Below are 26339 nucleotides of genomic sequence, written 5' to 3'. Positions count from 1 at the left end.
CCGCGCCTGGGTCAGCGGTTGACCCAGGCCGCGGCGACACCGATCTCGATGTCGATGCCCGCGATGTCGTCGGGGGCGCCTGGGAGGGCGATCACGTGCAGCGCCCGCACCGCGCGACCGTTGTAGGGGAACGGCAGGCGGGTCTGCTCGTTGATGATCACCTTCACCAGACCGGGGATCTCGATCGTGGTGTTGGGGTCGACGCCGACCGGGATCGGGTTGCCGTCGATCACCAGGCCGAGGATCTCGGCGTGGGCGTGCTTGGCCGGGCGGTGGTTGCCCCGTTGCACGACCCGCGACGTGGCGGTGATCGCATCGAGCGTGATCGCGCCCCCGAGCAGGTTGACCGCTCCGATCTGGGCGACCATCTTCGCGTCGGTCCGGTTGCTCGTCACCGTCGCGTCGGCGGTGTTGGCCAGCCCCTTGACGTCGGCGACGCCCGGCACCCGCACCCGGGCCGTGGCGTTGGTCAGGTCGACGCCGTTGGTCCCGCCGGCCGGGCAGATCACCACGCCGGTGGGCGCGGACATCACGTTGACCGCGTCGCCTGCGTGCACCGTCACCCGCGAGGAGTAGGCGTAGCCGAAGGCCGGCTCCCCGTGGATGGGCGTCGGCAGCAGGATCCGCGCCTTGGTCGGCGTCACCTCGATGTTGGCGCCGGCGCTCAGGCCGTCGCGCGGCCGGAGCAGGGTGATGTGGATGCCCGTCGCGGAGGACTTGATGAGCGCGTCTCCGCCGAGCTGGCCCTGCACCTCGTTGAGGACGACCGTGGCGACGCCGGGGATCTTCAGGCCGAAGTTCTTCGGGACCACCAGCGGGATGTGGTGGTCGCGGATGCGGATGCCGACCAGCTTCGTGCCGCCCTTGCGGGAGACGTGGCCCGAGGCGTCGATGGTGGCGCTCGACTTGGTCTCGATCGCCTTCACGGTGATCGCACCGTCGAGCAGGCTGACGTCGGCGATCTTGGCCTCCGACGTGACGGTGACGCCACCGCCGAGCCGCTTCGTGGTCTGCTCGTAGGTCGAGACCGCACCGGCCTTGATGATGCCGTTGAGCAGGTTGACGTTGGCCGTCTTGTTCTCGGTGTGACGGGGAGCGCGCTGCACGCGCATGCTGCTGGCAGCGGTGAGCTCGGAGCGCACGGCGCCCGCGACGTTGATGCGCGTGCCGCCGCTCACGGCGTGGAAGACGGGGTCGGTGTCGGCGCTCGTTGCTGCGCGCGACGCGGGGGTCGGGGCCGCTTGGGCGGCGGGGACCAGGGGGCTGAGGAACATCGAGAGGCCGACGACCAGTGCGAGCACAGGCGCAGGCAAGTTCCGAGAGATGGGGAGCATGACAGCAAACTATCCCGGTCTAGACGTCGTGTGTAGGGAAGGGCGTGCCGGAGGGCGATACGGTCGCCGCGTGAGGAGCATCCCCGACCGGGTCGTGGTCGTGCACAACAGCTCGCCCGCCGACCCCGGACGCGACGGGCTCTACCGCCCCGACGAGCTCTACGACACCACTCCCTACACCGCCACCGTCGACGCCGTCGCCTACCACTGGTCGCTCGACGACCGCTCACCCGAGGCGCTGCTGAGCCGGGCGCTCCACGACGAGGGCATCGACGAGGCGCTGGGGCGGTGGTGCCACCCCCGTGACCTCGTCGGGGTGATGGGCGGGCACGCGGCCGACCGCGGAAGCCAGGGGTACGCCGACGCCGCCCGCCTCGGACGTCTGCTCGGCGCCACGCACACCGTCGCCACCGGTGGCGGACCGGGGGCGATGGAGGCCGCCAACCTCGGCGCGTCGCTGGCGGACGCCGGCGAGGCCGCGGTCGCGGAGGCGCTGGGGGTGCTGGCCGCCGTACCGTCCTTCCGACCGTCGGTCGACGACTGGGTCGCCGCTGCCTGGCGGGCCCACGGACTCGTCGCCGAGCGCAGCCCCAACCTGGGAGTGCCGACCTGGTACTACGGGCACGAGCCGCCGAACATCTTCGCGACGTCGATCGCGAAGTACTTCCGCAACGCGCAGCGGGAGGCGATCCTCCTGCAGGTCTGCGACGCGGGGATCGTGTTCCTCCCTGGGGCGGGCGGCACCGTGCAGGAGATCTTCCAGGACGCGTGCGAGAACTACTACGCGGCCGCCGACAAGGTGGCTCCGATGGTGCTCGTCGGCGAGCGCTACTGGACCGAGACCCTGCCGGCATGGCCGCTCCTCACCGGGCTGGCGAAGGGCCGCGCGATGGAAGAGCACGTGCACCTCGTCGACACCGTCGACGAGGCGGCGGAGGTCATCGGCCGACCGTCAGGTGCGGGCGACTAGACCGGTTGAGCAGGACGCGTGACCTAGGTCACTCCCCCGTCGTTGGAGCGCCGTGAAGCTGTCACGTCGTGATCTCCTGCGCGCAGGCGTCCTCGGAGGAGGTGTGGCGGCAGCGGCGGTGAGCGGTGTCGCGGTCACCTCTCCCGCCCGGGCGGCCATTGCCCGCACCACGCTGAACCGGACGCTCGGACCGGGCACGCCCAACGCACTGGGCTACTCCAAGATCGTCGCCGGTCCCGGCGAGGTGCGCCTGGTCCGCACCGACCTCGGCGTCGCTGCCCAGTCGGGCCGGACCACGCGCCGCGTGGGGCTGCAGTCCTTCGTGCAGTTCAGCGACATGCACGTCATCGACGTGCAGTCGCCTGCGCGGGTGGAGTGGCTCGACCGGTTCGAGACGCCGGGTCTGCTCTCGTCCTCCTACCGGGCGCACGAGATGCTCTCCGCCCAGGTCGCCGACGCGATGGTGCAGGCCGTCAACGCGCAGAAGAAGGGACCGGTCACCGGCCTCCCCTTCTCGTTCGTGATCGAGACCGGCGACAACTCCGACAACTGCCAGTACAACGAGACCCGCTGGTACATCGACATCATGGACGGCGGCACGGTCCGTCCCGACAGCGGCAACCTGACGAAGTTCGAGGGCGTGCAGGACGACAACCCGAACTACTACGACAAGCACTACTGGCACCCGCACCCGCACCCGCTCAAGAAGACCGACGACAAGTACAAGACGGAGCACGGGTTCCCCACCGTCCCCAACCTGCTCAACGCCGCTCGCCGGCCGTTCATCGCGCCGGGGCTGGACTTCCCGTGGTACACCGTCTTCGGCAACCACGACGGGCTGGTGCAGGGCAACTTCCCCCACACGCTCCAGCTGTCGACGCTCGCCGTCTCGGCGCTCAAGGTGATCTCCCCGCCGCTCGGCATCGGCGACACCGACGTCATCGACGCGCTCCAGAACCTCGACCCGCTCAGCCTGGTCGGCGACCTGGTCGTCTCCCCCTACGTGCGGTTGGTGACCCTGGACAAGAAGCGGCGCAGCGTCACGCGCAAGCAGATCGTGGAGGAGCACTTCACGACCACCGGCCTCCCGGTGGGTCACGGCTTCACGGCGGCCAACCGGGCGGCCGGCACGGCCTACTACTTCTTCGACGAGGGCGACTTCCGCCACGTGGTGATGGACTCGGTCAACCCCAACGGCTACTCCGACGGGTCGCTCGACCAGGCGCAGTTCGACTGGCTGCAGGCGACGATCACCGGCACGACGGACAAGGCCGTCATCGTCTACAGCCACCACACCAGCTCGACCATGGGCAACCCCCTCGTCCTCACCGGCGGCGACACGTCCCTCCCCCGCGTGCTCGGCGGGTCGGTCGTCGACTACCTGCTCACCCAGCCGCAGGTCATCGCCTGGGTCAACGGCCACACGCACCGCAACTCGATCAGCGCACACCTCAACGCCGAGGGCACGAACGGGTTCTGGGAGATCAACACCGCCTCCCACATCGACTACCCGCAGCAGGGCCGCATCATCGAGGTCGTCGACAACGTGGACGGCACCTGGTCGATCATCACCACGATCCTCGACCACGCCGGACCGACCGCACACACGCACCTGGGCAACACGCTCCAGCTCGCCGCGCTCAGCCGCGAGCTGTCGGTCAACGACCCGCAGAACAACCTGCCCGCCTCGACCGGCTCCCCGCTCGACCGCAACACCGAGCTGCTGATCGACAACCCGCTGGCGTAGGCGCGATCCCCACCGCCGGTCGAGGAGGTCGCCCTGGCGACCGTCACGAGACCCCTACTCGGCGACCGATCCGTCGGGGGCAGCGGCCAGCTGCCCGCAGGCGCCGTCGATTTCCCGGCCGCGGGTGTCGCGGACGGTCGTGGGGACACCCTTGGCCTCGAGACGCCGGACGAACTCGCGCTCGTCGGCCGGGTCGGAGGCGGTCCACTTCGACCCCGGGGTGGGGTTGAGCGGGATCAGGTTGACGTGCACCCAGCCCCAGTCGCCGTACGACGTCAGCACGTCACCGAGCAGGTCGGCCCGCCACGCCTGGTCGTTGATGCCGCGCATCATGGCGTACTCGATCGAGACGCGGCGCTTGGTCTTCTCGGCGTAGTGCCAGGCCGCCTCGACGGTCTCGGCGACGGAGAAGCGGGTGTTGATCGGCACCAGCTCGTTGCGCAGCTCGTCGTCGGGAGCGTGCAGGCTGAGCGCGAGGGTCACCGGGATGCCCTCGTCGGCGAGCTGGCGGATCCGCGGGACGAGGCCGACGGTCGAGACGGTGATGCCGCGCGCGCTCATCCCGAGACCCGCAGGCGCCGGGTCGGTGAGCCGGCGCACGGCGCCGATGACCGCCTTGTAGTTGGCAAGCGGCTCCCCCATGCCCATGAAGACCACGTTGGAGACCCGGCCGGTGCCACCCGGGACCTCGTCGCGCGCGAGCGCGCGTGCCCCGGCGACGACCTGCTCGACGATCTCAGCCGTCGACATGTTGCGCTGGAGCCCGCCCTGGCCGGTCGCGCAGAACGGGCACGCCATGCCGCATCCGGCCTGGCTCGAGACGCACATCGTCACGCGGCCGGGGTAGCGCATCAGCACCGACTCGACGAGCGCTCCGTCGAACAGCCGCCAGAGCGTCTTGCGTGTCGCGCCGCGGTCGGCCTCGAGGGTGCGCAGCGGTGTCATCAGGTCGGGGAGCAGCGCCGAGACCAGCTCCTCGCGCTGAGCGGCCGGGAGGTCGGTCATCTCGGCGGGGTCGTCGACCAGCCGCGAGAAGTAGTGGGTCGAGAGCTGCTTCGCGCGGAAGCCCGGCAGGCCGAGCTCGACCAGACGCGCCTTGCGCTCGTCGGGGTCGAGGTCGGCGAGGTGCGGGGGCGGCTTGCGGCGCCCCTTCGGCTCGGCGAGCACCAGGGGGAGGCGCGTGGGTTCCTCGGACGTGCTCATGGGCGGGTCACCGGTCGCGGTTGATCAGGAACCAGAGCACGCCCAGCGCGACACCGACGACGACGATCGCGGTGGCCAGCACACCGAAGAACATGTAGCGACCGAACCTGCGGGTGCGGTGCGGCACCAGCAGCGCGATCGGCACCACCAGGGTCAGCAGCACGAACGGGAAGAGGTCCTCGGCCCGCTTGTAGCCCAGCACGCCCTTCAGGATGGCCCCGTAGGCGCCCGGCACCACGATGATGTAGACCATGCCGGTGAAGAAGCCGGCCAGCGGCACGAACACCGGGTGGTCGCGGTGCCACCAGTCCGGCAGCCGCCCCGCGCGCCCCGACGTCTCGTCGTCGGCCTCGAGGGGCTCGTCGGCGCTGCCCGAGGCATCGGGCTCGGACCCGGCGGGGACGACGCCGTACGCCGCGGCGACCCGGCCCGGGTCGGTCGCGGTGGGCTCCGGGGTCTCCACTGCCTGCTCCATGTCGGTCTCCAGGGTAGCCGCCCGGGGTGGCGAAGCCCTGATCCGCGCGTGCGGGCCACGCCGAACTGTCCGATCGGAGGATCCGCAGGCCCTGCGCCCGACCTACCGTGGGCGACGAGTCAGGGGGACGCGACCTCGGGAGGGACCGCCTTGCACATCACTGTCGACGCCGCCCGCTACGCCGCGGCCGTCTACGACGTGCCCGGCCAGGCGGCCTGGCGCGTCCGCGTCGGCGGCAGCTACCTGCTCTCCCTCGGCGGGATCGCGGCCGGGCACGGCAGCATGGAGCTGCTCGAGGCACACGCCCTGGTCGTGCTCGAGCAGCCGGCGCTCGCCGACGTCCACCTGGTGCTCGCCGGGACCGACCCGGAGGCGGACCCCGCCTACCTGGCGGCGTTCCGAGCGCGGGCGGCGGAGCTGGGCACGGCCCCCGTCGTCATCGGCGCCGTGTCCCGTCGCGACCAGCCGACCCTGGTCGCCGGTGCGTCGGGCTTCGTGCACCTGCCCGCGACGTACGACGGCTGCGTGCTCCCCCTCCAGGCGCTCGCCGCCGGCGTGCCCGTCGTCGCCCGCGACCTGCCGGAGGTGCGCAGGGTGCTCGGGGACGCCGTGGCGTACGGCGACACCGTCCTCTCGATCGCCGACGCGGTGATCGACGTGCTCACCGACCCGCCGGAGCCGGACGAGGGCATCGCGCTCGCGGCGGCGTGGGACTCAGAAGACCGCGTAGTGGAGCAGCAGCCAGATCGGGGCGATCGTCGCCAGCAATGAGTCGAGCCGGTCCATCAGCCCGCCGTGGCCGGGGATGACCTGGCTCATGTCCTTGATGCCGAGGTCGCGCTTGATCACCGACTCGCAGAGGTCGCCCAGGGTTGCCATGACGACCGCGATCAGGCCCAGGCACAGACCCACCCACCAGTCCCCGTCGAGCAGGTAGACGACGAGGGCCCATCCGGCGCCGAGACAGGCGAGGAGCGACCCGGCGAATCCCTCCCACGACTTCTTGGGCGAGATGACCGGCGCCATCGGGTGCTTCCCGAACAGCACGCCCGCGACGTAGCCGCCGATGTCGGAGGCGATCGTCACCAAGATGAAGGTGAGGATGCCGGCGACACCGTCGTCGTCGAAGCCGCCGCCGGTCCAGGTCTCTCCACCCTCGGCCAGCATGAGCGCGACGAACGAGCCGAGGAACGGCAGGTAGACCAGGGTGAAGACCGACGCGGTCGCGTTCTTCACGTAGCCGTCGACACCGCGGCGCAGCAGCCACAGCATGATGACGAGCGCGGTCACCGCAGTCGCGGTCACCAGGGCCGCCGCACCCGAGGAGTAGGCGACGACCACCATCACGATGCCGCCGACCATCAGCGGCTGCTCGGGCAGGTCGATGTCCTTGGCGAGCATGCCCTTGCGCAGCTCCCAGGTCGCCACCACCACCGCGGCGGCGACGATCAGCATGAACGCCGGCTTCCAGAAGTAGAGGGAGGCGCCGATCGCAGCCAGGAGCACGACGGCGGAGAGGACGGCCGCCTTCAGGTCGCGCCCGGCGCGGCCGTGGTCCTTCTTGGGGGCTTCCGGCTGCGCGGCAGCAGGCGTGGTGGCGTCGGTCATCGACGGGGCGTCTCGTCGAGGCCTCAGACCTCGAGGAGCTCGGCTTCCTTGTTCTTGAGCAGCTCGTCGATCGCGTCGGTGTGCTTCTTGGTGATCGAGTCGAGCCGCTTCTCCGCGCCCGTCACGTCGTCCTTGCCGGCCTCGCCGTCCTTCTCGAGGCGCTCCAGGCCCTGCTTGGCCTTCTGGCGCACCTGACGCACCGCCACGCGGCCGCCCTCGGCCTTCTCCTTCGCGAGCTTGATGAACTCCTTGCGGCGCTCCTCGGTCAGCTCGGGAAAGACGCAGCGCAGCACCTTGCCGTCGTTGGCGGGGTTGACGCCGAGGTCGGAGTCGCGGATCGCCTTCTCGACGTTCGCCATCGCGCCCATGTCGAACGGCTGGACCATGATGATGCGGGCCTCGGGCGCGGTGAAGGACGCGAGCTGCTGGATCGGCGTCGGGGTGCCGTAGTAGTCGACCATGATCTTGCTGAACATGCTCGGGTGGGCCCGGCCCGCCCGGATCGTCGCGAACTCCTCACGGGTCGCGGCGACCGACTTGTCCATCTTGCCGTCGGCCTCGTCGAGGATGTCGTTGATCATCAGTCGTCCTTCTTCTCTGGGAACCGGGCGTCAGCCTGCGCTGACGAGCGTGCCGATCTTCTCACCCTGGACCACCCTCAAGATGTTGCCCTCGGGCTCCATCCCGAAGACGACCATGGGCAGCTTGTTCTCCCCGCACAGGGCGAACGCGGTCTGGTCCATGATCCGCAGACCCTGGGTGATCGCCTCGTCGTAGGTCACGGTGTCGTACTTGGTCGCCGTCGGGTCCAGGTGCGGGTCGGCGCTGTAGACGCCGTCGACGCCGCTCTTCGCCACCAGGACGACGTCGCACTTGCTCTCCAGCGCGCGCTGCACGGCCACGGTGTCGGTGGAGAAGTAGGGCATGCCCATGCCGGCGCCGAAGATGACCACCCGGCCCTTCTCCATGTGCCGTATCGCCCGCCGCGGGATGTAGGGCTCGGCGACCTGACCCATCGTGATCGCGCTCTGCACCCGGGTGTCCTTGCCGAGCTTCTCCAGGAAGTCCTGCAGCGCCAGGCAGTTCATGACGATGCCGAGCATGCCCATGTAGTCGGCACGCGCCCGGTCCATCCCGCGCTGCTGGAGCTCGGCGCCGCGGAAGAAGTTGCCGCCGCCGATCACCACCGCGATCTGGGTGCCGGCGTCCACGACGGAAGCGATCTCCTTGGCGACCGACTGGACCACGTCGGGGTCGACACCGAGCTTGCCGCCGCCGAACACCTCACCGGACAGCTTCAGGAGAACCCTCTTGTAACCCGTCACGAAGGCGACCCTACCGGGCGGTCACCTGGGTGGTCTCGGGGCGGGCTCAACGGATCCGCTGCACCCGCGCACGGTGGTTGCTCTTGTTGTCACCCTTGATGTCGGAGTCCCGGGTCTTGGAGATGTGGTCGACCTTCTCCTCGCCCCCCTGCACCGGTTGCGCGGCGATGATCGTGTCGCGTTCGTACTGGTGGGACTTGTCGGTGTTGCGGTAGTAGCGCCACACGGCCCAGTAGGTGGCCGCGCCGCCGGCGGGTCCAGCGGCGAGGATCCAGGTGGGGCTGCTGTCGCTGGACAGAGCGATGAGGTCGAGGATCATGACGCCGCCACCAGGAACGCACCGGCGATGCCCTCGAGGAACGTGCCGACCGTGAACGCGGCCAGCAGCAGCTTCGGCTGCGACACCGGGATGCTGCCCATCGTCTCCCCTGTCCGTGCGTTGACCGCGATGTAGTGGAGCAGCCCGTTGCTCTCCTGCTGGTAGGAGTAGAGCCACACCGGCAGGTACATCGAGACCCAGCGCGATCCGCCGATCTCGACCTGTTCCTGCTCCCAGCGCACGCCGCGGCCGAACCGGTCCAGCGAGCCCTCCACCTGGGAGCGCCCGATCGAGAGGAGCTGGTCCTCCAGGACCGGCTTCATGGCCTCGACGTTGACGTCGCGCTTCTCGCTGGTGAAGCCCACGAGGTAGCTGGCGTTCCACTGCACCGCGTTCTTCGTGTCGAACGGCAGGATCGTGTTGATGATGTTGTTGGTGTTCGCGGGGCCGAACTGCGCCCGCTCGGCGGAGCCCTCGACCGTCAGGTCGTCCACCGTGAAGCTCACCTGGCGAGCGACCTGGTAGACGTCGGCGGCGTAGTAGGTGACGTTGCTGTCGCCCTGCTTCTCCGTCCATCGGCGGGTCTGCACCTCGCCCTTGCCCCAATACTGGGACTCGGCACGAGCGTCGATGACCAGGTAGGGCAGGTAGACACCCAGCACGTTCTCCGGCACGAACTCGGCCTTGAACCGCCGGTGCGCGAAGAGCCGGCGCTTCCCCGCGAACTCGCGGATCTTCTCGACCGCCTCGTCCTTGGTCAGCTTGAACGGCAGTACGGCGTCGGGCACCGCCCCGTTGGCGATCTGCTGGTTGACGTTGAGGGTGTGCCGGCACCAGTGGCAGCGCGCGTTGAGCGAGTGGGCGGTGTCGACGACCACCTCGGCCCCGCACGCCTCGCACTTGAACGTGACCATGTCGGCGACATCGGCCTGGATGTCCTGGGCGCCGCTCGCGATCACGGTGCCCTCGAGCTCGTCGATCCCCTCACCGAGGCCGAACTGCTCCTCGACCCGCGCCTCCTGCCACTCGTTGCGGCAGAAGTGGCACACGAGCATGCCGGTCGATCCGCGCAGGCTCACGTCGGTCGAGCCGCACTTCGGGCAGCGGTTGAGGCCGTCCTTCAGCGACTCGTTGATGGTCTCGATGCTGGGGCCGGGCTCGGGCTCGGCCTTGGCCGCGGCGATCTCCTCCTCCAGCGACAGCGGCGGCCCGTCGAACGTGGGCTGCTTCGGCGCCGCGGGCGGGGGCGGCGGAGGGGGCGGTACGGCGCCCGCAGGTGGCTCCTGGGTCATGTCAGAGACCGAGCGCCTTCGCCTTGGCCGCGTCGTAGTCCTCCTGGGTGATGAGCCCGGCGTCGAGCATCGCCTTCGCCTTGGTGAGGACCGCCATCGGGTCGTCGGCCGCCGGAGCCGCAGGCGCGGCCGGGGCCGCGGGTGCGGCCGGAGCGGCCGGGGCCGCCGGCTGCGGTGCCACGGGCTGCTGCAGACCGCCGATGCCGGCGCCTCCTGCCGCCATCCCCATGCCGATCAGGCCGCCCGGTCCGGCGTTCTCACCGGCCGCCTCGAAGCCCGCCGCGACCGAGGCCTGGAGGTTCGAGTTGCCGCGAGCACCCGACAGGGCGTCGGCGCGCTGGACGTTCTTGAGCAGCTCACGGGTGTTGGCGTCGTACTCGATCGAGATGATCGCGGTCTTGACGATCTCCAGGCCGCGGCCCGTCTTCCACTGGTAGTTCTGCTCGACCGCCGCGGACAGCGACTGGGCGAACCCGATCGAGTCCTGCTGGAGCTTGGTGATGCGGTTCCCCTTGGCGGGGTCGTTGGTGTACATCGAGAACGCGGGCGCCAGCGAGCCGACGACCTCGTTGAACAGCTGCTCGCCAGCGGGGTTGTCGATGTCGGTGAAGTCGAACACGGCGCGCCCGCTGATGACGTTGGCCGGCACGAAGTTGCGGATGAAGGTCAGCGGGTCGGTGATCTTCAACGTGTAGGTGCCGCGCGTGATCGCGCCGACCTGCGTGTTGAGGAAGGCGTCGTCCCAGTAGATCTCCGACTGGGTGCCGAACTTGTTGTTGGGCAGCTCCTTGATGCACACGAAGAGCGCGTTCTGCTGTGCAGAGGGGCGACCGCCGAACTTGAAACGCTCCCAGCTCTGCTTGATCACCGAGTCGACGAGGCCGCCGCCGGTGAAGATCGACTGGGAGGCCGGCTCGTCGGACTTCCACTCGTAGGCACCCGGCTCGGCGGCGAAGCCCGTGAAGGCGCCGTCCTCGAGCAGGACCAGGCCGTAGCCCTCCGGCACGACGAACTTCGAGCCGTTGGTGATGACGCCGTCGGACGCCTTGTCGTTGCTACCACGACCGGCGTTCTCGCCCTTGCGCACTGCGGGGAAGATCGCCGCCGTCGGGCTGATGCCGTCGGGGATGGTGAAGAAGTCGACCCACTGGTCGGCGAGGGTGCCGCCGATCGAACCGATCGCAGCCTGGATGAGTCCCACGTTGACGCTCTCCTTGACCTGACATGAGACGCGCTCGCGAAGTGCGGCGCGTGCGTCACAGAAACTATCCGACGAGAGGTCGCGCCAAACCCGAAATGCACAAGGCTTGACCCATCGTCGAATGACGAAGGCCGGTCTCCCACGTGCGGGAGACCGGCCTTCGGTGAGGGTGGGGGCAGCGTCAGGCGCCGACCTCGAACCGGGCGAAGCGGGTGACGGACGTGTTCGCGGCGTCCAGGACCTGCTTGACCGACTTCTTCGACTCGAAGACCGACTCCTGGTCGAGGAGCACGATCTCCTTGAAGAACGCGTTGATGCGGCCCTCGACGATCTTGGCGACGGCCGCCTCGGGCTTGCCCTCCTCGAGCGTCTTCTTGGTCAGGACGTCCTTCTCGGCGGCGACCACGTCGGCAGGAACCTGGTCGCTGGTGAGGTACTGCGCCTTGAGCGCAGCAGCCTGCTGAGCGGCCTGCTTGGCAGCGGCCTCGTCGCCCTCGAACTCGACCAGCACGCCGAGCGCCGGCGGCAGGTCGGTGGCCTTCTTGTGCAGGTAGACCGTGGTCGACCCGTCGAAGTAGGCGACCTCACCCAGCTCGATCTTCTCGCCGATGGTGCGGGCGAGGTCGTCGACGGTCTCGCCGACGGTCTTGTCGCCGAGCGAGACGGCCTTGAGCGCCTCGGCGTCGCCGACCTTGTGCTCGTTGGCCGCGTCGGCGATCGCCTGCGCCGCGTCGATGAACGCCTGGTTCTTGGCGACGAAGTCGGTCTCCGACTTCAGGCTGATCAGGGCGCTGCCCGAGGCGGCGACCAGTCCGGCCGACGCCTCACGCTCGGCGGCGCGGGCGGACATCTTCGCCTCGCCCTTGACGCGGAGCAGCTCGACGGCCTTGTCGAAGTCGCCGTCGGTCTCGTCGAGCGCCTTCTTGCAGTCCATCATCCCGGCCTGGGTCAGCTCACGGAGCTTCTTGACGTCGGCAGCGGTGAATGCCATGGATCCTCCCTCGGATCTACGTGTGGTGGGTGAATCAGGGACGAGCCGGGCTCACGCCTCGGCGGGCGCCTCGGTCTCGGCGGGGGCCTCGGCGTCAGCCGGAGCCTCGGTGGTCTCCGCCTCGGCGGCGGGGGCATCGGCCTCCGCGGCAGGGGCCTCGGCCTCGACGGCGGACGTCTCGGCTGCAGCCTCGGCGGGGGCCTCGGTCGCTGCCTCGGCACCCTCGCTCGTCGCGCCGGTGACCTCGCCCGCAGGGGCGTCCTCGGCGGGCTCGCCACCGGTGGCCTCGACGGCGACCTTCTCCGCGTCACCCTCGAGCAGCTCGCGCTCCCACTCGGCCAGCGGCTCCTCGGCCGCCGGGGTGGCGGACGTGCCCGCACCCGAGCGGGCCATCAGGCCCTCGGCCACGGCGTCGGCGATGACGCGGGTCAGCAGGCCGACGGCGCGGATCGCGTCGTCGTTGCCCGGGATCGGGAAGTCGACGTCGTCGGGGTCGCAGTTGGAGTCGAGGATGGCGATGATCGGGATCCGCAGCTTGCGGGCCTCCTCGACGGCCAGGTGCTCCTTGTTGGTGTCGACGATCCACACCGCCGACGGGGTGCGGCCCATCTCGCGGATGCCGCCGAGCGACTTGTTGAGCTTGTCGCGCTCGCGGCGCATCTGCAGCAGCTCCTTCTTGGTGCGGCTGCTGCCGGCGACGTCGTCGAAGTCGATCTCGTCGAGCTCCTTGAGGCGGTTGATCCGCTGGTGCACCGTCTGGAAGTTGGTGAGCATGCCACCGAGCCAGCGCTGGTTGACGTAGGGCATGCCGACGCGGGTCGCCTGCTCGGCGATCGCCTCCTGCGCCTGCTTCTTGGTGCCGACGAACATGATCGTCCCGCCCTTGGCCACGGTCTCCTTGATGAAGGCGTAGCTGCGGTCGATGTAGGCCAGCGACTGCTGCAGGTCGATGATGTAGATGCCGTTGCGCTCGGTCATGATGAAGCGCTTCATCTTCGGGTTCCAGCGTCGGGTCTGGTGTCCGAAGTGGACGCCGCTCTCGAGGAGCTGGCGCATGGTGACGACAGCCATGATGGTGTCTCCTGTGTGGTTGTTTTCAGTTCGGGCCTGACGCCGGCGTGCGGTCCGACCCGATCTCTCGGGACTGAGGACCGACACCCACGGGCGATCGGGGATCAGGGAACCCCGTCGTGGTCTGCTGGCGTGCGTATTCCGGCGCCGTCGCGTCCGTCGGGCATGCCCGCAGGACGGTCCGGAGACCGGTCCGCCCAGCGTACCCGTCCGCACGCGCGTCCTGCCAATCCCCGACGGGGCCGCTGACCGTCCACAACGCACCCCGCTCCAGCGGTCGTCCACAGGCGCCGGGCCACCACGTCCCTCCGCGTCGGCGCAGGAGGCGACAGTCCCTGCATGCAGCCGCCCGTCCGCCTCCTCGCCGCCCTGACCCTCCTCCTCGTCACGGTCCTCCCGCCGGTCGCGCCGCCCGCCTCCGGGGCCCTCACCGACGACGACCCGGTCGGGGTCTGGCCACTCGTCCCGCAGCCGGAGGTGGTCGCCCGGTTCGACCCGCCCACGTCGCCGTACGGTCCGGGTCATCGCGGGGTCGACCTGCTGGGCCACGTCGGGCAGCGGGTCCGGACTGCGCTCGCCGGCACCGTGACGTTCGCGGGCATGCTCGCCGGCCGCGGCGTGGTCGTGGTCGACCACGGCGACACGCGGACGACCTACGAGCCGCTGGCCGCCACGGTGTCCGTCGGAGCCCGGGTGGGCCGGGGCGCGGCGATCGGCACCTTGCAGGGGTTCGGCTCCCACTGCGCCCCGCGCTCGTGCCTGCACTGGGGCTGGCTGCGCGGCGACACCTACCTGGATCCGCTCCTGCTGGTCGGCGCCGGCCCGGTCCGGCTGCTGCCCCTGTGGCGCGACCTCCCGGTCACGGCGCGAGGCACCCCCTGGACGCCGCCCGCCCTGCCCTACGCCCGGTGGAGGCCCCCCGCCCGGCCGGGGTGAGCTCAGGCGCGCGGGTGGGCCTGGCGGTACGCCGAGCGCAGCCGGTCGGTCGTCACGTGGGTGTAGCGCTGGGTCGTCGCCAGCGAGGCGTGGCCCAGGAGCTCCTGGACGGACCGGAGATCCGCGCCGCCCTCGAGAAGGTGGGTCGCCGCGGTGTGGCGCAGACCGTGCGGCCCGAGGTCCGGCGCCCCCGGCACGTCGGCGATCCGCCGGTGCACGAGGGTCCGCACCGCGCGCTGGTCGATCCGCCCACCCCGCGTGCCGAGGAACAGCGCGGCCCCCGACCCCGGTCGGGCGAGGCCGGCACGGCCACGGACGAGCCAGGCGTCGATCGCGGCGGCCGCGGGCTGGCCGAAGGGGACGGTCCGCTCCTTGCGTCCCTTGCCGAAGACCCGGACGACGTTGCGGTCGCGGTCCACGTCGTCGACGTCGAGCCCACAGAGCTCACCGACGCGCATGCCCGTGGCGTAGAGCAGCTCCAGCATCGCGACGTCACGCAGCCCGGTCGCGCTGCCGTCATCGGCGAGGGCGGTGGCCGCAGCGATGAGCTCGCGCGCCTCGTCGACCCTCAGCACGTTCGGGAGCGTCTGGTGGGGCTTCGGAGAGCCCAACGACGATCCGGCGTCGCCGTCGGCGCGCCCCGTGCGCGCCAGCCAGGCGGTGAAGACGCGGGCGGCGGTCGCCCGCCGGGCAAGGGTGGTGCGCGACCGGCCCATCGACTGCTGCTTGGCGAGCCAGCTGCGGAGCGTCCGCAGGTCGAGCTCGCCGACGCCTCCGAGGCCCAGAAGGGTGGCGTGGCCGAGCAGGGACGCGACGTCCTTGCAGTAGGCGGTCACGGTGAGCGGGGCCAGGTCGCGCTCGGAGGCGAGGTGACGCTCGTAGTCGCCGAGCACGCGTGCCATCGCCTCGGGGAGCCCCCCGCCGTCCTCCGGATCGACGGCGCCGGGGTCGCCCGCGTCGGTCGTGTCGGTGGTGGCCACCTTCGGAGTCTAGGAAGGGCGACGGCCCGACCGGACGATCGCTCCCGGCGCGCCGAGGAGGTCAGTCCGTGGCCGCCTTGCTGAGGACCCATGCGTCACCCGATTCGTGGACCAGTCCCGCCGCCGCGAGCCGGCCGAGAGCCTTGCGGACCTCGACGACACCCAGTCCCGCGACCTTCGCGATCGAGACGGTGCTCGCTCCGCTCGCCAGGGGTACGGCGTCGAGCACCTGCTGCTGCCTGATCGACAGCCGGTCGCGTGGCCTCGACGGCCCGCGCGGCTCGGCGACCAGGTGGTCGCCCGCCGACCCGATCAGCTCCAGCACGTCGGGACCGCCCGTGACGAGGGCGGCCGCGCCCGTGCGGATGAGGTGGTGCGCGCCCTCCGACGTCGCGCTGGTCACCGGGCCGGGCACCGCCATGGCGAGCCGGTTGAGCCGTTGGGCCCAGTTCGCGGTGTTGAGCGCCCCGCTGCGTGCGGCCGCCTCGACGACCACCGTGCCACGGGACAGCGCGGCGATCAGGCGGTTGCGCGCCAGGAACCTCACCCGTTGGGCCGCGGCTCCCGGTGGCGCCTCCGACACCACGGCGTGCTCCGCGGCGAGGTGCTCGATCATGCGGCGGTGCGCCGGCGGATAGACCCGGTCCGCGCCGCACGCCAGCACGGCGACGGTGCGCCCGCCGACGCTGACGGCGCCCCGGTGCGCAGCCTGGTCGATGCCGAAGGCCGCGCCCGAGACGACCGGGTGGCCCGCGAGCGCGACCCGGCCGGCGATGTCGGCGGCCACCTCCTCGCCGTAGGAGGTGGAGGTGCGCGAGCCGACCACGGAGACCGCCTCGGCGAGCGTGTCGAGCCGCATCGGCCCGCGCACCCACAGACCGATCGGCACACCACCCCGCTCGTGCAGCGGATCGGGAGCGTGCAGGGCGTCGAGCTGGGTCGGCCACTCCTCGTCGCCGGGGATGACGAACCGGGTCCCTCCGGCCGCGGCGCGCGCAAGGGTGGCCTCGGCATCGACGCCGGGCAGCCGGGCGGCAGCCGCGCTCAGCATCTCGTGGCGCTCGGGGTCGCTGTGCAGCGCCTCGAGCAGCCCGAGGCCGCCCAGCTCCCGCGCGAGACGGGTGAACCCCCAGTCCCCCGGCTCGCTCACCAGGCTCAGCACGGCGCGGGCGTGCCGCTCGTCCTCGCCGCTCATCCGGCGCGCTCCTGGCCCCGCGCCGCCGCCAGGTCGAGGGGTGCGGAGCTGCGCAACCTGAGGGCGACCTCCACCTCCGCCCCGCCGGGCTGCACGTCGCGGCCCGAGCGGACGGCGGCGAGGTCGGCCACGGTCCACGCCAGCCGGGCCACCCGCACGGCGCCGCGGGCGCTGAGCCGCCCGGACAGGCACTGACGCTCGATCGCCTGCTGGCCCTCGACCGCGATCGGCCAGGTGTCCTTCAACCGCGCCCCGGGCAGCTGGGCGTTGAGACGCCAGCTGCGACCGGCGTAACGCTCGGCCTGGCGCCGACGAGCCGCCGCCACGCGTGTCTGCACCTCGGCCGAGGTCTCGGTGCCGAACGGGTCGCGTTGCGCTCGCCCCGCGGCCACCACCCGGCGGGTGATGTCGATGCGGTCGGTGATCGGACCGGAGATCCGCTGCTGGTAGGCGCGGCGTACTGGGGTGAGGCAGCGGCAGCGGTCGTCGCCGACGTTGGCGGCCCAGTTGCCGCACGGGCACGGGTTGGCCGCCAGCACGAGGAGGCAGCGCGCCGGCAGGGTGACCGACTCCTCCTGGCGCGCGACGGTGATGTCGCCACTCTCGAGCGGTTGTCGCAACGCCTCGATCACGTCGCGGCGGAAGAGCGGGAACTCGTCGAGGAACAGCACGCCACAGTGCGCGCGGCTGATCTCGCCCGGGCTGACCCTCCCCTGCCCGCCGCCCACGATGCTCGCCTTCGAGGCGTCGTGGTGGGGCGCGGAGTACGGCGGCCGGCGGACCATGCCCGAGCCCGGGTCGAGCACGCCGGCGAGGGAGTGGATGGCGGTCAGCTCGAGCGACTCGGCCGGCGTCAGGTCGGGCATGATCGTCGGTATCCGCTCGGCGATGCTCGTCTTGCCCGCGCCCTTGGGGCCGGTCAGGAAGATCGGGTGGCCGCCCGCGGCGGCCACCTCGACGGCGTACTTCACGTCGGCAAGGCCGTCGAGGTCGGCGAGGTCGACCTCCTCCAGCCGTTCCTCGCCGCGCCAGGTCAGCAGCGGCGTGCCCGACGCGGCGACCACCGGGGACGACTCGGGGGGCTCCTCGCCGTTGAGGATCGCCACCACCTGCCCGAGCGAGCGGACGCCGTAGACCTCGACGTCGGGGACCATCTCGGCCTCCCGCACCTGGGGCTCGGGCACGAACACCCGCCGGATCCCGCGCTCGGCCGCCGCCAGCACCATCGGCAGGACGCCGACGGCCGGACGGAGGCCGCCTGCCAACGTGAGCTCGCCGATGAACGCGTCGTGGCGGATGTCCGCCTCCCCCACGGCCTCGATGGCGGCCAGCAGCCCGATGCCGATCGCGAGGTCGAAGTGGGTGCCCGCCTTCGGCAGGTCGGCCGGCGACAGCAGGATGGTGGTGCGCTTGGAGGAGGGCCAGTAGAGACCGCTGTTGACGACCGCCATCCGCAGCCGCTCCTGGCCCTCGCGCAGCGCGGCGTCGCCCCGGCCGACCATCGTGACGCCGGCCTGGCCCGCGGACACGTCGACCTGGACGTCGATGAGGTGACCGAGCGCACCGTTGAGCGCGACCGTGCGCGCCGTGGCGAAGGTCATCAGGCGAGTCCTGCCACGTGGTCCACGAGGGCGGGACCACGCCGCGGCCGCAGCACGGCCACCAGGTCGATGCGGATCCCGTCGGGTCGCACGCCCCGCGCCTCGACCCACCGCGCCCCCAGCCGCTTGAGCCGGTCGAGCTTGGCATCGGTGATCGCTTCGTGAGGCGTGCCCGCGACGTTGCTCGAGCGGGTCTTCACCTCGCACACCACCAGGGTGGCGCCATCCCTCAGGACCAGGTCGATCTCGCCCTCGTCGCAGCGCCAGTTGGTCTCGAGGAGCACCAGGCCCTTCTCGACCAGGTGACGCGCGGCCACGCCCTCCCCGTAGGCCCCGAGCGCCTGGCGCGCAGCGGCCGTGATGCCTGTCGTGGTCTCTGTCATGCCGGACAGCGTGTCCGGAGCGGGCGACGCAGGCGCCCGCCCGGGGCCGGCCCTGTGGAGCGGAGCCGACCCAGGCCGGGTTGTGGACGGTTGGTGGCCCCGAGGCCGTCAGCCGACCAGCAGGGGGTTGCTGCAGTAGGGCCGCTCGCCGTAGACGTCGGCGCCGCCGACGGTCAGGCCGAGCAGGTCGTAGAGCGGGTGCAGGAGGTTGTTGTTGACCGCGGTCAGCAGCGGGTCGAGCAGGCTGCTGGTGACCGATGACAGCAGGTTGGTGATGATGCCGAGGGACTGCGTGGCGTTGAGCGACACGTTGAGCCCCAGGAAGTTCTTGGCGGTCACCACGAGGGTGTTGCTGGTGGTCGTCACCGACGCAGTGTTGAGGCCGAGGTCGCCCGATCCGGTCGACACGCCGTGGTCCCAGTCAACCGGACTGTTCGGCACCCGGATCTGGGCGGTCTTGATCGTCGAGGGGTCGCCCGTGACGACCTTGAGCCCGACGGAGCCGGTGATCGTGATCGAGGCGATCTTGTTGAGCCCCAGCAGGTTGAGCAGCGAGGTGATGCCAGAGAGCAGGCTGTTGACGTTGCCCGTCGCGTTGGTCGCCCCGTTGAGGGAGACGTTCAGCTCGGTCGACGCCCCGACGACGCCGCTCGTGACCGAGACGTCCTCGCCGCTCGGGTCGGCCGCCGTCTCGCTGCCGCAGATGATGTCGGTCAGCGTGCCCTTGGCCGAAGCCGCCGTGATGGACGTCTTGGTGGTGCCGGTGACCGGCACGCCGAGGACGCTCTGCGAGGACAAGATGTTGCCGTTGATCGACAGCGCGAGCTGCGCGGTCTCCGCCGCCGAGCCCTTCTTGCCGCAGCGCCGCCGGGCCTTCTCGATCAGCGACAGGCTGGTCGTCAGGCCGGTCCCGGACAGCGGCAGGTTGGTCGCCAAGCCCGGGATGCTCAGGGCGTTGGTGCCGTTGGCGATCAGGATCGTGCCGGTGAGCAGGTCCAGCGCGTTGATGGTCGCCGTCTCGGCGGCGCCGGCTCCAGGCTCGGCGCTGACCAGGTCGCCGAGGTCGATCGACACCCCGCCGAGCTTGGCGGCGACCAGGTTCAGGATGTCGGCGTTGGACGTGCCGTCGGCCTGCAGCACGTTGGCCGCGGCGATCAGGAAGGTGCCGGCGTTGATGTTGCTCGACAGCAGCTGGTCGACCGATCCCAGGCCGAGCTGGGTGGCGATGTCGAGCAGGCTCACGTTGGCATTGGCGAGCCCGGTGTAGCTCAGCACGTCGAGGTTGGCACCGCCACCGAGGATCCCGTTGAGGATCGGGTTGAGCAGCGCCGAGGAGCTGGCGTCGAGGCGAGCGGCGTAGGACCCGAGGCTGAAGCAGGCGCTCTCCTCCGCGGTGGCGACGGCCGAGCGCTGCACGCTGCCGCTGCTGGTCCCGGTGATGCCGCCCAGGGCGAACGCGATCGAGGTGCCGGCGGTGACGACCACGCCGTTCGGCGCTTCCGTCGACGCGACCTGCACCGGGACACCCCCCGCGGACGGGTAGGTGCCGTCGGCCGCGACCTTGACCCAGTACGCGCGGACGGTGGGCGCGTCGCCCAGGGTCTCCCCGGAGTTGCGGCTCACGCTGGCGCTCAGCTGGGACGCGGCCGACGGCTCACCGCTGCCGCCGGCCTCGAGCTGTGCCCTGGTGCGACCGTCGATCATCCGCCCCATGTCGAGGGCGACCATGTCGGCCAGGGCCTGCATGTCGCGGCGCCCGGCACGCTCCATGCCGAGGTCGATCGCGAAGGCCGACACCGCGAGGAGCAGCGTCATCACGATCGCCACGAGGAGCGCGACCGCCCCGTGCTCGTCACGGTCGCCGCGCCGCGGCGCGCGGAGCAGGCCGGTGCGCGTGGTCAAGAGACCCGGACCTCGGTCGTGAAGTCGAGGTCGCCCGGCAGCAGGGTGTTGACGCCCAGGCCCGGGATCAGCGAGTTGTCCTTGTAGGGGTAGTGCAGCGCGACCTTGGCGCACTGGGCGCCGGAGGGCCCGGACGTGCAGGCGCCGATCGTGATCGCGCAGGTGCCGCTGGAGCCACCCGAGTGGGTGAGGCCGCCGCCGCTGGTGCAGCTCACGCCGTAGCTGCTGAGGGCGTCGTTGACCGCGGCCCGGGCAGCGGTGATCCGGTCGGCATTGGCCGTGCCGGCGGGCTTGACCGCGGCGGCCCGACCGCCCTCGGCGGCCGCCTGGCTCATGGCCTGCCGGAAGCTGAGCATGTAGCCGAACGAGATGACACCGAAGATCAGGACCGCCAGCATCGGCAGGACCAGTGCGAACTCGAGCGCGGCTGCGCCCCCCTCGTCACGGCCTCCGGTACGGCGGCCGCGTGCTCCCCATCGCAGCGCTCGACGCATTGCCCTCCACCTTTGCTCCCCCGATGCTCCCTCAAGCACGGTCGGGCATCTCCCTTGCCCTACGGCGACAGTAGCCGCGGCTTTCCGGCCCAGTCACCCCCTACGGGACGATTCCGACCGCTCGGCGGACGGGGTCCTAGCCCGTTCGGACTAGTGGCCGCCCCAACGAGTCATCCCCACAGGTTCGGCTCGCCGCAGACCGCTCCGACGGCGTACACGTCGGCGCCCCCGAACCGCAGCCCGACCATCCGCGCCACCGGTCCGATCAGCGTGTTGTTGATGTTGCCCACCAGCGGTACGAGCGTCTTCTGGACGAACTGGTTGCTCGACGTCGTGAGCTCGTTGACGATCAGGCTCGTCAGCGGCAGCACGCTCGAGAGCACCGCGGTCTTGCCGTTGATCTTGACCTCGGTGACGGTCGGCACGACGTTGCTGGCGTCGAGGAAGACGGAGCTGCCGGTCTCGACCGGCGTGACGTCGTTCGGCGGCACCGCCAGGTTGGCGACGGTCGAGCCCTCCGCCTTCCCGGTCGCGATGTCGAGGCGCACGTGCGCCTCGAAGGTCACCTTGTTGGGCAGGAGCAGGAGCCCCAGCAGGTTGGTGAGCAGGTTCCCGAGACCGAGGCCCTGCAGCACGTCGACCTTGATGTCGCCGCTGATGTCCAGGTCGGTGCGCAGGCCGTACGTCGCGACCTGGGTGTGCACCCCGACGGCGAACGTGTCGGGATCGGCCGCGGTACGGCTCCCGCAGTGCGCCTCCGGCGGTGAGATCAGCCGACCCTCCCCGTCGGCCAGGCTGACCGACAGCGTCCCGGTCCCCTTGGCGGTCTGGAGCGTCGCGACGTTGGGCACGTTGAGGCTCGGCATGTTGGTGAAGGTGATGCCCAGGTCTCCCTGCAGCTGCGCGTTCTTCGCCACGCTGCCTGCGGTGTTCGGCACCCCGCACGCCAGCTGTGCAGCCGAGATGAGCTTGATGCCCCCGGTGAACTGGAACCCGACGGCCGGGACCCCGGCCTGCAGGTTGGTGACCTCGATGAAGTTCTCGCCCGTGGAGAGCCGCGCCGAGCCGATGAGGTCGAGGACGTCGAGCGCGATGCCGAGTGCAGCGCTGTCGCTGGGCGAGACGTGCAGGACGTCGCCCACCTTCACGGCACCGACACTCCCTGCCGCGCTCACCATGCCCTGGAGTGCGGAGATCGCTGCCGTCGGAGAGCTCTGCTGCCTCGACAGCGCCTCGATCGTCGCCAGCACCAGGTCGGAGTAGGAGACCGAGCCCGTCAGCAGCTTCTGGGGCGAGCCGATCTTCGAGGACGCGGCGAGCTCGGCGATGGTGACGTGCGCGTTGGCGAGCGCCTGGTAGCCGACGAGGGTCAGGTTCGCACCGAAGAGGTGGTTGAGCGGGGCGAGCACCGTGCTGTCCCCCGTGGTCACCGCGGCCACGAAGGTCCCGAGCCGGTAGCAGGCCGAGTTGGACGACACGGCGTACGCCGACCGGCTGACGTCGCCCTGCCCCGGCATGACGGCGAAGTCGGTGTGCGCGCTGGCGACGACCTTCACCGCGGTCGGCGGGTCCGTGGTCGTGTTCCACACCCCCGCGTCGTAGGAACCCCAGTCGACGGCCACGGCGAGGCCGCTGCCGAGGATGTCGGGGTAGCGGTCCACGCTGTGCCGCAGAGCGCTCCCCGAGTTGGAGAGCGTGCCCTCGCCCTCGAGCTGCGCCTGTGTGCGCCCCCCGTGGATCTCCCGCGCGAGGTCGAGCGCGACGCCGTCGGCGAGCGCCTGCAGGTCCGAGCCGGTCACGCGCTCCATCCCGAGGTCGACCACGAACCCGGTGATCGCGACGACCAGTCCGAGCGTGCAGGCGACGAAGACGGCGACAGCGCCGCGCTCGTCCCTGCGCGCGCCCAAGCCACGGCGGCACACGACGACGGTCCTCCCTCAAAAACCCCCGGTGCGTCCCGGTTCCCCAACCGGCCCTCGAGTAAAGGCTAGGGACCGCGGTCCGTTTTGCCAGGGTTTGCCGGAGGGTCTGGCCGAGAGCGTTGCGGCATGGCCCGAAAGGACCAGGACCTCAGGCCTTGGGCGGCTCGATGTCGGAGGTCGCGAGCTCCTCGACGTTGACGTCCTTGAACGTCAGCACCTTCACGTTCTTCGCGAAGCGTGCGGGCCGGTACATGTCCCAGACCCAGGCGTCGCTGATCGTGACCTCGAAGAAGACCTCGCCCGCCTCGGTGCGCGCCTTCACGTCGACGGAGTTGCAGAGGTAGAACCGGCGGTCGGTCTCGACGACGTACTTGAAGATCTTCACCACGTCGCGGTACTCGCGGTAGAGCCGCAGCTCCTGCTCGGTCTCGTACTTCTCGAGCTCCTCGGCACTCACGGTGCCGACTATAGGGCCGCCTCGAAGGACCCGTCCTCGAGGCCCGCCGCGCGTCGCACGTTGACGAACCGCATCCGGTGGATCGGCGAGGGACCGTGCTCGTCGAGTGCTGCAGCGTGCGTCGGCGTGATGTAGCCCTTGTGCGTCTTGAAGTCGTAGGCCGGCCACTCCACGTCGAGCTCGTCCATGAGCCGGTCGCGCGTGACCTTCGCGATCACCGAGGCCGCGGCGACGCAGGCCGCTACCCGGTCGCCCTTCCACACGGCGAGGCCGGGCGAGCCCAGGCCGTCGACGGGGAACCCGTCGGTCAGGACGTACGACGGCGCCACGTCGAGCTTCGCGGCCGCACGCCGAAGCGCCTCCACGTTGGCGACGTGCATGCCGAGCCGGTCGCACTCCTCGTGCGACATCACGACCACGGACCACGCGACGGCGCGCCGGACCACCTGCTCGTAGCAGCGCTCGCGCGCCTTGGCGGTGAGCAGCTTGGAGTCGGCGAGCCCCGGCACGATCCCGGCCTTGCCGTCGGGCAGGATCGCCGCCCCTGCGACAAGGGGCCCGGCGCAGGCACCACGGCCGGCCTCGTCGACGCCCGCGATCGGCTCGATGCCGTGACGACGCAGCGCGCGCTCGTAGCCGTAGAGGCCGGCGTCACGCCGTACGGTCAGGCCACGGGGCAGTGTCGACATCGACCCGGACCGATCAGTTGTCGGCCGGCGGGTCGTCGGGCACGTCGTCGAACACGCCGGGGTTGCTGATCCAGTCCCAGCGGTCGCGCGGCCACACGAGCGCGAACACCTTGCCCACGACGAGGTCGGTGCTGACCCACGGGCTCTGCGTGCAGGGGTCGGTGTCGGGCGGGCAGGCGTGCGCGCGGGAGTCGGCCGACCGCCCGCGGTTGTCGCCCATCACGAACAGCTTGCCCTTCGGCACCGGACCGATCGTCCAGTCGCAGGCGAAGCCGGCGTAGGTGCTGTCACCCGCGCACGTCTTGCGCGGCGCGATGTAGGACGACTCGTCGATCGGCTCGCCGTTGACCATCAGCCGGCCCTTGTCGTCGCAGCACTTGATGACGTCGCCCTCGGTGCCGATGACGCGCTTCACCAGGTGACCGCCGGTCGGGTAGAGCCCGACCTTCGACAACACCTTGGCCAGGCCGGTCGGCTCGGGCTCCTCGCCCGTCAGCCACCCGCCCGGGTCCTTGAAGACCACGACGTCCCCGCGCTGCGGGTCGCCGCCGAACCAGTAGGAGACCTTCTGCACCAGGATGCGGTCGTTCTCGATCAGCCCCGGCTCCATGGACTCCGAGGGGATGTAGAACGCCTGCACGAAGAACGTCTTGATGACGATCGCGAGCACGAGCGCGATCCCGAGCAGCAGAAAGCTCTCCTGCCACACCGGGAGGTGCTTGCGATCGTCGTGCTTCTTGGCCGGCCCGGTCGCGGGCGGAGGTGCCTGGTCGCCGACGGAGTCCTCAGGGACCTCCTCGATCGACTCGCGGTCCCCTGGGGCGTCGGTCGTCACAGCTACTGACTCTAGCCAGTGCCCCGATCAGGCCTCGCGGCGCTCCTTGATCTTGGCGGCCTTGCCCCGCAGGTTGCGCAGGTAGTAGAGCTTGGCGCGACGCACGTCACCGCGGGTGACGATCTCGATCTGCTCGAAGATCGGCGAGTGGAGCGGGAAGGTCCGCTCGACACCGACGCCGAAGGAGACCTTGCGGACGGTGAAGGTGCGGCCGACGCCGCTGCCGTGGATCCGGATCACGACACCCTGGAAGATCTGGACGCGCGAGCGGCTGCCCTCGACGACCTTGACGTGCACCTTGACGGTGTCACCGGCGCGGAAGGCGGGGATGTCCTCGCGCTTCGCGCTGTTGCCGAGCTCGGCGACGATGGACGGGCCGGGAACGGATGCGTTGCTCATGATGGCTCCTCGCGAGTGCACACAGGTCAGCCGCGGATGTCGGGGTCGTGGTTGTTCGTGGTGGCGGTGCGGGGTGACGGTCCCCCTGTGGCAGGACCCGGTCAACGCTCAAGGCGTCCACATCGCCGACGGACGATCATCGCACAGGTCCCGACAGCGTCGGTAATCGCCAATCGGCTCAGGCGCCGCCCGGTGGAGGCCGGTAGGGCAGGGTCTGCTGCTGGTCCGGCCGACCCGGCGGCGGGGGCGGCGCAGTGGGAGGAGCAGGAGGAGGGGCGGGTCGGACCCGCGGCAGCACCGGCGGCACGTCCTGCCACGCGGCGCGCTGCACCGGGGCAGGCGGCTGGGGGTAGGTGGCTGGAGGCTGCTGGTCCGGCGGGGCGTAGGGCTGCGGATACGCCTGCGGATACGTCTGCGCGTACGCCGGCGCGCCGTGCCCGTAGGCCGCCGGACGCCTGCGCCCGGCGCCCGTCGCCAGCACCACGAGCCAGGCCACCAACGGCACGACAGCACTCACCAGGGGCAGCGCGACCAGGAACTGGCGCGTCTCCTGGTCCCCGGCCAGGCCCTCGGCGGAGAAGGTCACCCGGTCGCCGTACAGCCGCAGCTGGTCGCCGAGGGTCCAGCCGCTGTCGAACTGGTTGAGGTAGCCCGCCTGCACGACGTTGGCGGCGACCTCCAGGGCGACCGCGACGAGCAGCGACAGCGCGGCGAGGTGGAGAGGAGGCCGCCAGCCGAGACCGAAGAGCCCCCACACCGCGGCCCAGCACCCGCTCGAGGCCGCCGCGAGAAAGAGCACCAGCGCGGCGACAACCTCGCCGTCGGTGTGCTCGTCGGGCCATCCGACGTCGTTCCAGGTCTGGACCTGGGCGACCAGGGACGCTGCGCACGCGACTCCCCACGCCACCAGCAGCAGCGCGCAGAGGACTGCCAGCGGGCGGAGCCGCCGACCCCCAGGGGAGCCCATCCCCCGTTCCTACCCCATCCCGTGCGCCGCGGGCGGCCGAATC

At 71.0% G+C, this 26339-nt stretch carries 27 protein-coding genes; 4 read left to right on the top strand and 23 right to left on the bottom strand.

The window, feature by feature from the left end:
* Positions 1–11: 11 nt before the first annotated feature.
* Positions 12–1301: a choice-of-anchor P domain-containing protein gene (locus ACAX67_RS09165; protein WP_370703498.1), complete on the bottom strand. Its 1290-nt coding sequence runs from the start codon at positions 1299–1301 to the stop codon at positions 12–14.
* A 103-nt stretch (positions 1302–1404) separates the two neighbouring features.
* Here ACAX67_RS09165 and ACAX67_RS09160 point away from each other — a divergent pair, with 103 nt between their 5' ends.
* Positions 1405–2304, top strand: coding sequence for an LOG family protein (locus ACAX67_RS09160; protein ID WP_370703497.1), 900 nt, complete (start codon positions 1405–1407; stop codon positions 2302–2304).
* 52 nt (positions 2305–2356) lie between these two features.
* The gene (locus ACAX67_RS09155) at positions 2357–4051 is read left to right on the top strand and encodes a TIGR03767 family metallophosphoesterase (RefSeq protein WP_370703496.1); all 1695 of its coding nucleotides are present in this window, start codon (positions 2357–2359) and stop codon (positions 4049–4051) included.
* A 54-nt stretch (positions 4052–4105) separates the two neighbouring features.
* Here ACAX67_RS09155 and rlmN read toward each other — a convergent pair whose 3' ends face one another.
* A complete protein-coding gene (gene rlmN / locus ACAX67_RS09150) occupies positions 4106–5254 on the bottom strand; it encodes a dual-specificity RNA methyltransferase RlmN (RefSeq protein WP_370703495.1) in 1149 nt (382 codons plus the stop codon).
* A gap of 7 nt (positions 5255–5261) precedes the next feature.
* On the bottom strand, positions 5262–5729 hold the full coding sequence (locus ACAX67_RS09145) for a hypothetical protein (protein ID WP_370703494.1): 468 nt from the start codon (positions 5727–5729) through the stop codon (positions 5262–5264).
* A 150-nt stretch (positions 5730–5879) separates the two neighbouring features.
* Here ACAX67_RS09145 and ACAX67_RS09140 point away from each other — a divergent pair, with 150 nt between their 5' ends.
* On the top strand, positions 5880–6500 hold the full coding sequence (locus ACAX67_RS09140; RefSeq protein WP_370703493.1) for a glycosyltransferase: 621 nt from the start codon (positions 5880–5882) through the stop codon (positions 6498–6500).
* On the opposite strand, the gene ACAX67_RS09135 is transcribed toward ACAX67_RS09140, so the two are convergent.
* The 8 genes from ACAX67_RS09135 to rpsB form a co-directional block, all read right to left on the bottom strand.
* The gene (locus ACAX67_RS09135; protein WP_370703492.1) at positions 6444–7337 is read right to left on the bottom strand and encodes a phosphatidate cytidylyltransferase; all 894 of its coding nucleotides are present in this window, start codon (positions 7335–7337) and stop codon (positions 6444–6446) included. The two genes, ACAX67_RS09140 and ACAX67_RS09135, sit on opposite strands and share 57 nt — an antisense overlap.
* Positions 7338–7360: 23 nt before the next feature.
* On the bottom strand, positions 7361–7915 hold the full coding sequence (gene frr, locus ACAX67_RS09130; protein ID WP_527891008.1) for a ribosome recycling factor: 555 nt from the start codon (positions 7913–7915) through the stop codon (positions 7361–7363).
* Positions 7916–7948: 33 nt separating this feature from the next.
* Positions 7949–8662 carry a UMP kinase gene (pyrH, locus tag ACAX67_RS09125; protein ID WP_370703490.1) on the bottom strand — a complete coding sequence of 238 codons (714 nt, stop codon included), beginning with the start codon at positions 8660–8662 and terminating at the stop codon, positions 7949–7951.
* Positions 8663–8708: 46 nt separating this feature from the next.
* Positions 8709–8981, bottom strand: a complete 273-nt coding sequence (locus tag ACAX67_RS09120; RefSeq protein WP_370703489.1) for a hypothetical protein — start codon at positions 8979–8981, stop codon at positions 8709–8711.
* A complete protein-coding gene (locus ACAX67_RS09115; protein WP_370703488.1) occupies positions 8978–10273 on the bottom strand; it encodes a hypothetical protein in 1296 nt (431 codons plus the stop codon). The genes ACAX67_RS09120 and ACAX67_RS09115 overlap by 4 nt, the downstream gene beginning before the upstream one ends.
* 1 nt (position 10274) lies before the next feature.
* Positions 10275–11474: an SPFH domain-containing protein gene (locus ACAX67_RS09110; protein WP_370703487.1), complete on the bottom strand. Its 1200-nt coding sequence runs from the start codon at positions 11472–11474 to the stop codon at positions 10275–10277.
* A gap of 181 nt (positions 11475–11655) precedes the next feature.
* On the bottom strand, positions 11656–12465 hold the full coding sequence (gene tsf / locus ACAX67_RS09105) for a translation elongation factor Ts (RefSeq protein WP_370703486.1): 810 nt from the start codon (positions 12463–12465) through the stop codon (positions 11656–11658).
* Positions 12466–12516: 51 nt separating this feature from the next.
* Positions 12517–13536 carry a 30S ribosomal protein S2 gene (gene rpsB, locus ACAX67_RS09100; RefSeq protein WP_370703485.1) on the bottom strand — a complete coding sequence of 340 codons (1020 nt, stop codon included), beginning with the start codon at positions 13534–13536 and terminating at the stop codon, positions 12517–12519.
* Positions 13537–13875: 339 nt separating this feature from the next.
* Between rpsB and ACAX67_RS09095 the strand changes: the two genes are divergently transcribed.
* Positions 13876–14472 carry a murein hydrolase activator EnvC family protein gene (locus tag ACAX67_RS09095; RefSeq protein ID WP_370703484.1) on the top strand — a complete coding sequence of 199 codons (597 nt, stop codon included), beginning with the start codon at positions 13876–13878 and terminating at the stop codon, positions 14470–14472.
* Positions 14473–14474: 2 nt separating this feature from the next.
* Here ACAX67_RS09095 and ACAX67_RS09090 read toward each other — a convergent pair whose 3' ends face one another.
* From ACAX67_RS09090 to ACAX67_RS09035, 12 genes are all read right to left on the bottom strand, one after another.
* Complete coding sequence (locus ACAX67_RS09090; RefSeq protein ID WP_370703657.1) at positions 14475–15374, bottom strand: tyrosine recombinase XerC; 900 nt, start codon at positions 15372–15374, stop codon at positions 14475–14477.
* A 139-nt stretch (positions 15375–15513) separates the two neighbouring features.
* Complete coding sequence (gene dprA / locus ACAX67_RS09085) at positions 15514–16647, bottom strand: DNA-processing protein DprA (RefSeq protein ID WP_370703483.1); 1134 nt, start codon at positions 16645–16647, stop codon at positions 15514–15516.
* A complete protein-coding gene (locus ACAX67_RS09080; RefSeq protein WP_370703482.1) occupies positions 16644–18248 on the bottom strand; it encodes a YifB family Mg chelatase-like AAA ATPase in 1605 nt (534 codons plus the stop codon). Before ACAX67_RS09080 ends, dprA begins: the two co-directional genes overlap by 4 nt.
* Positions 18248–18631: a YraN family protein gene (locus ACAX67_RS09075; protein ID WP_370703481.1), complete on the bottom strand. Its 384-nt coding sequence runs from the start codon at positions 18629–18631 to the stop codon at positions 18248–18250. The genes ACAX67_RS09080 and ACAX67_RS09075 overlap by 1 nt, the downstream gene beginning before the upstream one ends.
* Positions 18632–18739: 108 nt before the next feature.
* Positions 18740–20533, bottom strand: coding sequence for a Tad domain-containing protein (locus ACAX67_RS09070; RefSeq protein WP_370703480.1), 1794 nt, complete (start codon positions 20531–20533; stop codon positions 18740–18742).
* On the bottom strand, positions 20530–21027 hold the full coding sequence (locus ACAX67_RS09065; protein ID WP_370703479.1) for a TadE family protein: 498 nt from the start codon (positions 21025–21027) through the stop codon (positions 20530–20532). The genes ACAX67_RS09070 and ACAX67_RS09065 overlap by 4 nt, the downstream gene beginning before the upstream one ends.
* A 170-nt stretch (positions 21028–21197) precedes the next feature.
* Entirely contained in the window at positions 21198–22949 is a 1752-nt protein-coding gene (locus ACAX67_RS09060; RefSeq protein WP_370703478.1) for a Tad domain-containing protein, read from the bottom strand.
* Between the two features lie 148 nt (positions 22950–23097).
* Positions 23098–23406 carry a DUF2469 domain-containing protein gene (locus ACAX67_RS09055; RefSeq protein WP_370703477.1) on the bottom strand — a complete coding sequence of 103 codons (309 nt, stop codon included), beginning with the start codon at positions 23404–23406 and terminating at the stop codon, positions 23098–23100.
* Positions 23407–23414: 8 nt separating this feature from the next.
* Positions 23415–24095, bottom strand: a complete 681-nt coding sequence (locus ACAX67_RS09050) for a ribonuclease HII (RefSeq protein WP_370703476.1) — start codon at positions 24093–24095, stop codon at positions 23415–23417.
* Positions 24096–24108: 13 nt separating this feature from the next.
* A complete protein-coding gene (gene lepB, locus ACAX67_RS09045) occupies positions 24109–24930 on the bottom strand; it encodes a signal peptidase I (protein WP_370703475.1) in 822 nt (273 codons plus the stop codon).
* A 27-nt stretch (positions 24931–24957) separates the two neighbouring features.
* Entirely contained in the window at positions 24958–25329 is a 372-nt protein-coding gene (gene rplS, locus ACAX67_RS09040) for a 50S ribosomal protein L19 (RefSeq protein WP_370703474.1), read from the bottom strand.
* 178 nt (positions 25330–25507) lie between these two features.
* The gene (locus tag ACAX67_RS09035) at positions 25508–26296 is read right to left on the bottom strand and encodes a hypothetical protein (protein WP_370703473.1); all 789 of its coding nucleotides are present in this window, start codon (positions 26294–26296) and stop codon (positions 25508–25510) included.
* Between the last annotated feature and the right edge of the window lie 43 nt (positions 26297–26339).

Origin of the sequence: Nocardioides candidus (assembly GCF_041321175.1) — a bacterium.
Taxonomy (GTDB): domain Bacteria; phylum Actinomycetota; class Actinomycetes; order Propionibacteriales; family Nocardioidaceae; genus Nocardioides.
Note: the sequence above shows the minus strand (reverse complement) of the source record. Positions and strands in the feature narration are given on the sequence as shown.

Bases quoted from the DNA above. Each gene is read 5' to 3' on its own strand.
- ACAX67_RS09035 (WP_370703473.1), bottom strand. From the start codon at position 26,296: ATGGGCTCCCCTGGGGGTCGGCGGCTCCGCCCGCTGGCAGTCCTCTGC.
- ACAX67_RS09095 (WP_370703484.1), top strand. From the start codon at position 13,876: ATGCAGCCGCCCGTCCGCCTCCTCGCCGCCCTGACCCTCCTCCTCGTC.
- ACAX67_RS09065 (WP_370703479.1), bottom strand. From the start codon at position 21,027: ATGCGTCGAGCGCTGCGATGGGGAGCACGCGGCCGCCGTACCGGAGGC.
- rlmN (WP_370703495.1), bottom strand. From the start codon at position 5,254: ATGAGCACGTCCGAGGAACCCACGCGCCTCCCCCTGGTGCTCGCCGAG.
- ACAX67_RS09090 (WP_370703657.1), bottom strand. From the start codon at position 15,374: ATGGCACGCGTGCTCGGCGACTACGAGCGTCACCTCGCCTCCGAGCGC.
- dprA (WP_370703483.1), bottom strand. From the start codon at position 16,647: ATGAGCGGCGAGGACGAGCGGCACGCCCGCGCCGTGCTGAGCCTGGTG.
- ACAX67_RS09050 (WP_370703476.1), bottom strand. From the start codon at position 24,095: ATGTCGACACTGCCCCGTGGCCTGACCGTACGGCGTGACGCCGGCCTC.
- ACAX67_RS09120 (WP_370703489.1), bottom strand. From the start codon at position 8,981: ATGATCCTCGACCTCATCGCTCTGTCCAGCGACAGCAGCCCCACCTGG.
- rpsB (WP_370703485.1), bottom strand. From the start codon at position 13,536: ATGGCTGTCGTCACCATGCGCCAGCTCCTCGAGAGCGGCGTCCACTTC.
- tsf (WP_370703486.1), bottom strand. From the start codon at position 12,465: ATGGCATTCACCGCTGCCGACGTCAAGAAGCTCCGTGAGCTGACCCAG.
- ACAX67_RS09075 (WP_370703481.1), bottom strand. From the start codon at position 18,631: ATGACAGAGACCACGACAGGCATCACGGCCGCTGCGCGCCAGGCGCTC.
- ACAX67_RS09115 (WP_370703488.1), bottom strand. From the start codon at position 10,273: ATGACCCAGGAGCCACCTGCGGGCGCCGTACCGCCCCCTCCGCCGCCC.
- ACAX67_RS09145 (WP_370703494.1), bottom strand. From the start codon at position 5,729: ATGGAGCAGGCAGTGGAGACCCCGGAGCCCACCGCGACCGACCCGGGC.
- rplS (WP_370703474.1), bottom strand. From the start codon at position 25,329: ATGAGCAACGCATCCGTTCCCGGCCCGTCCATCGTCGCCGAGCTCGGC.
- ACAX67_RS09080 (WP_370703482.1), bottom strand. From the start codon at position 18,248: ATGACCTTCGCCACGGCGCGCACGGTCGCGCTCAACGGTGCGCTCGGT.
- ACAX67_RS09135 (WP_370703492.1), bottom strand. From the start codon at position 7,337: ATGACCGACGCCACCACGCCTGCTGCCGCGCAGCCGGAAGCCCCCAAG.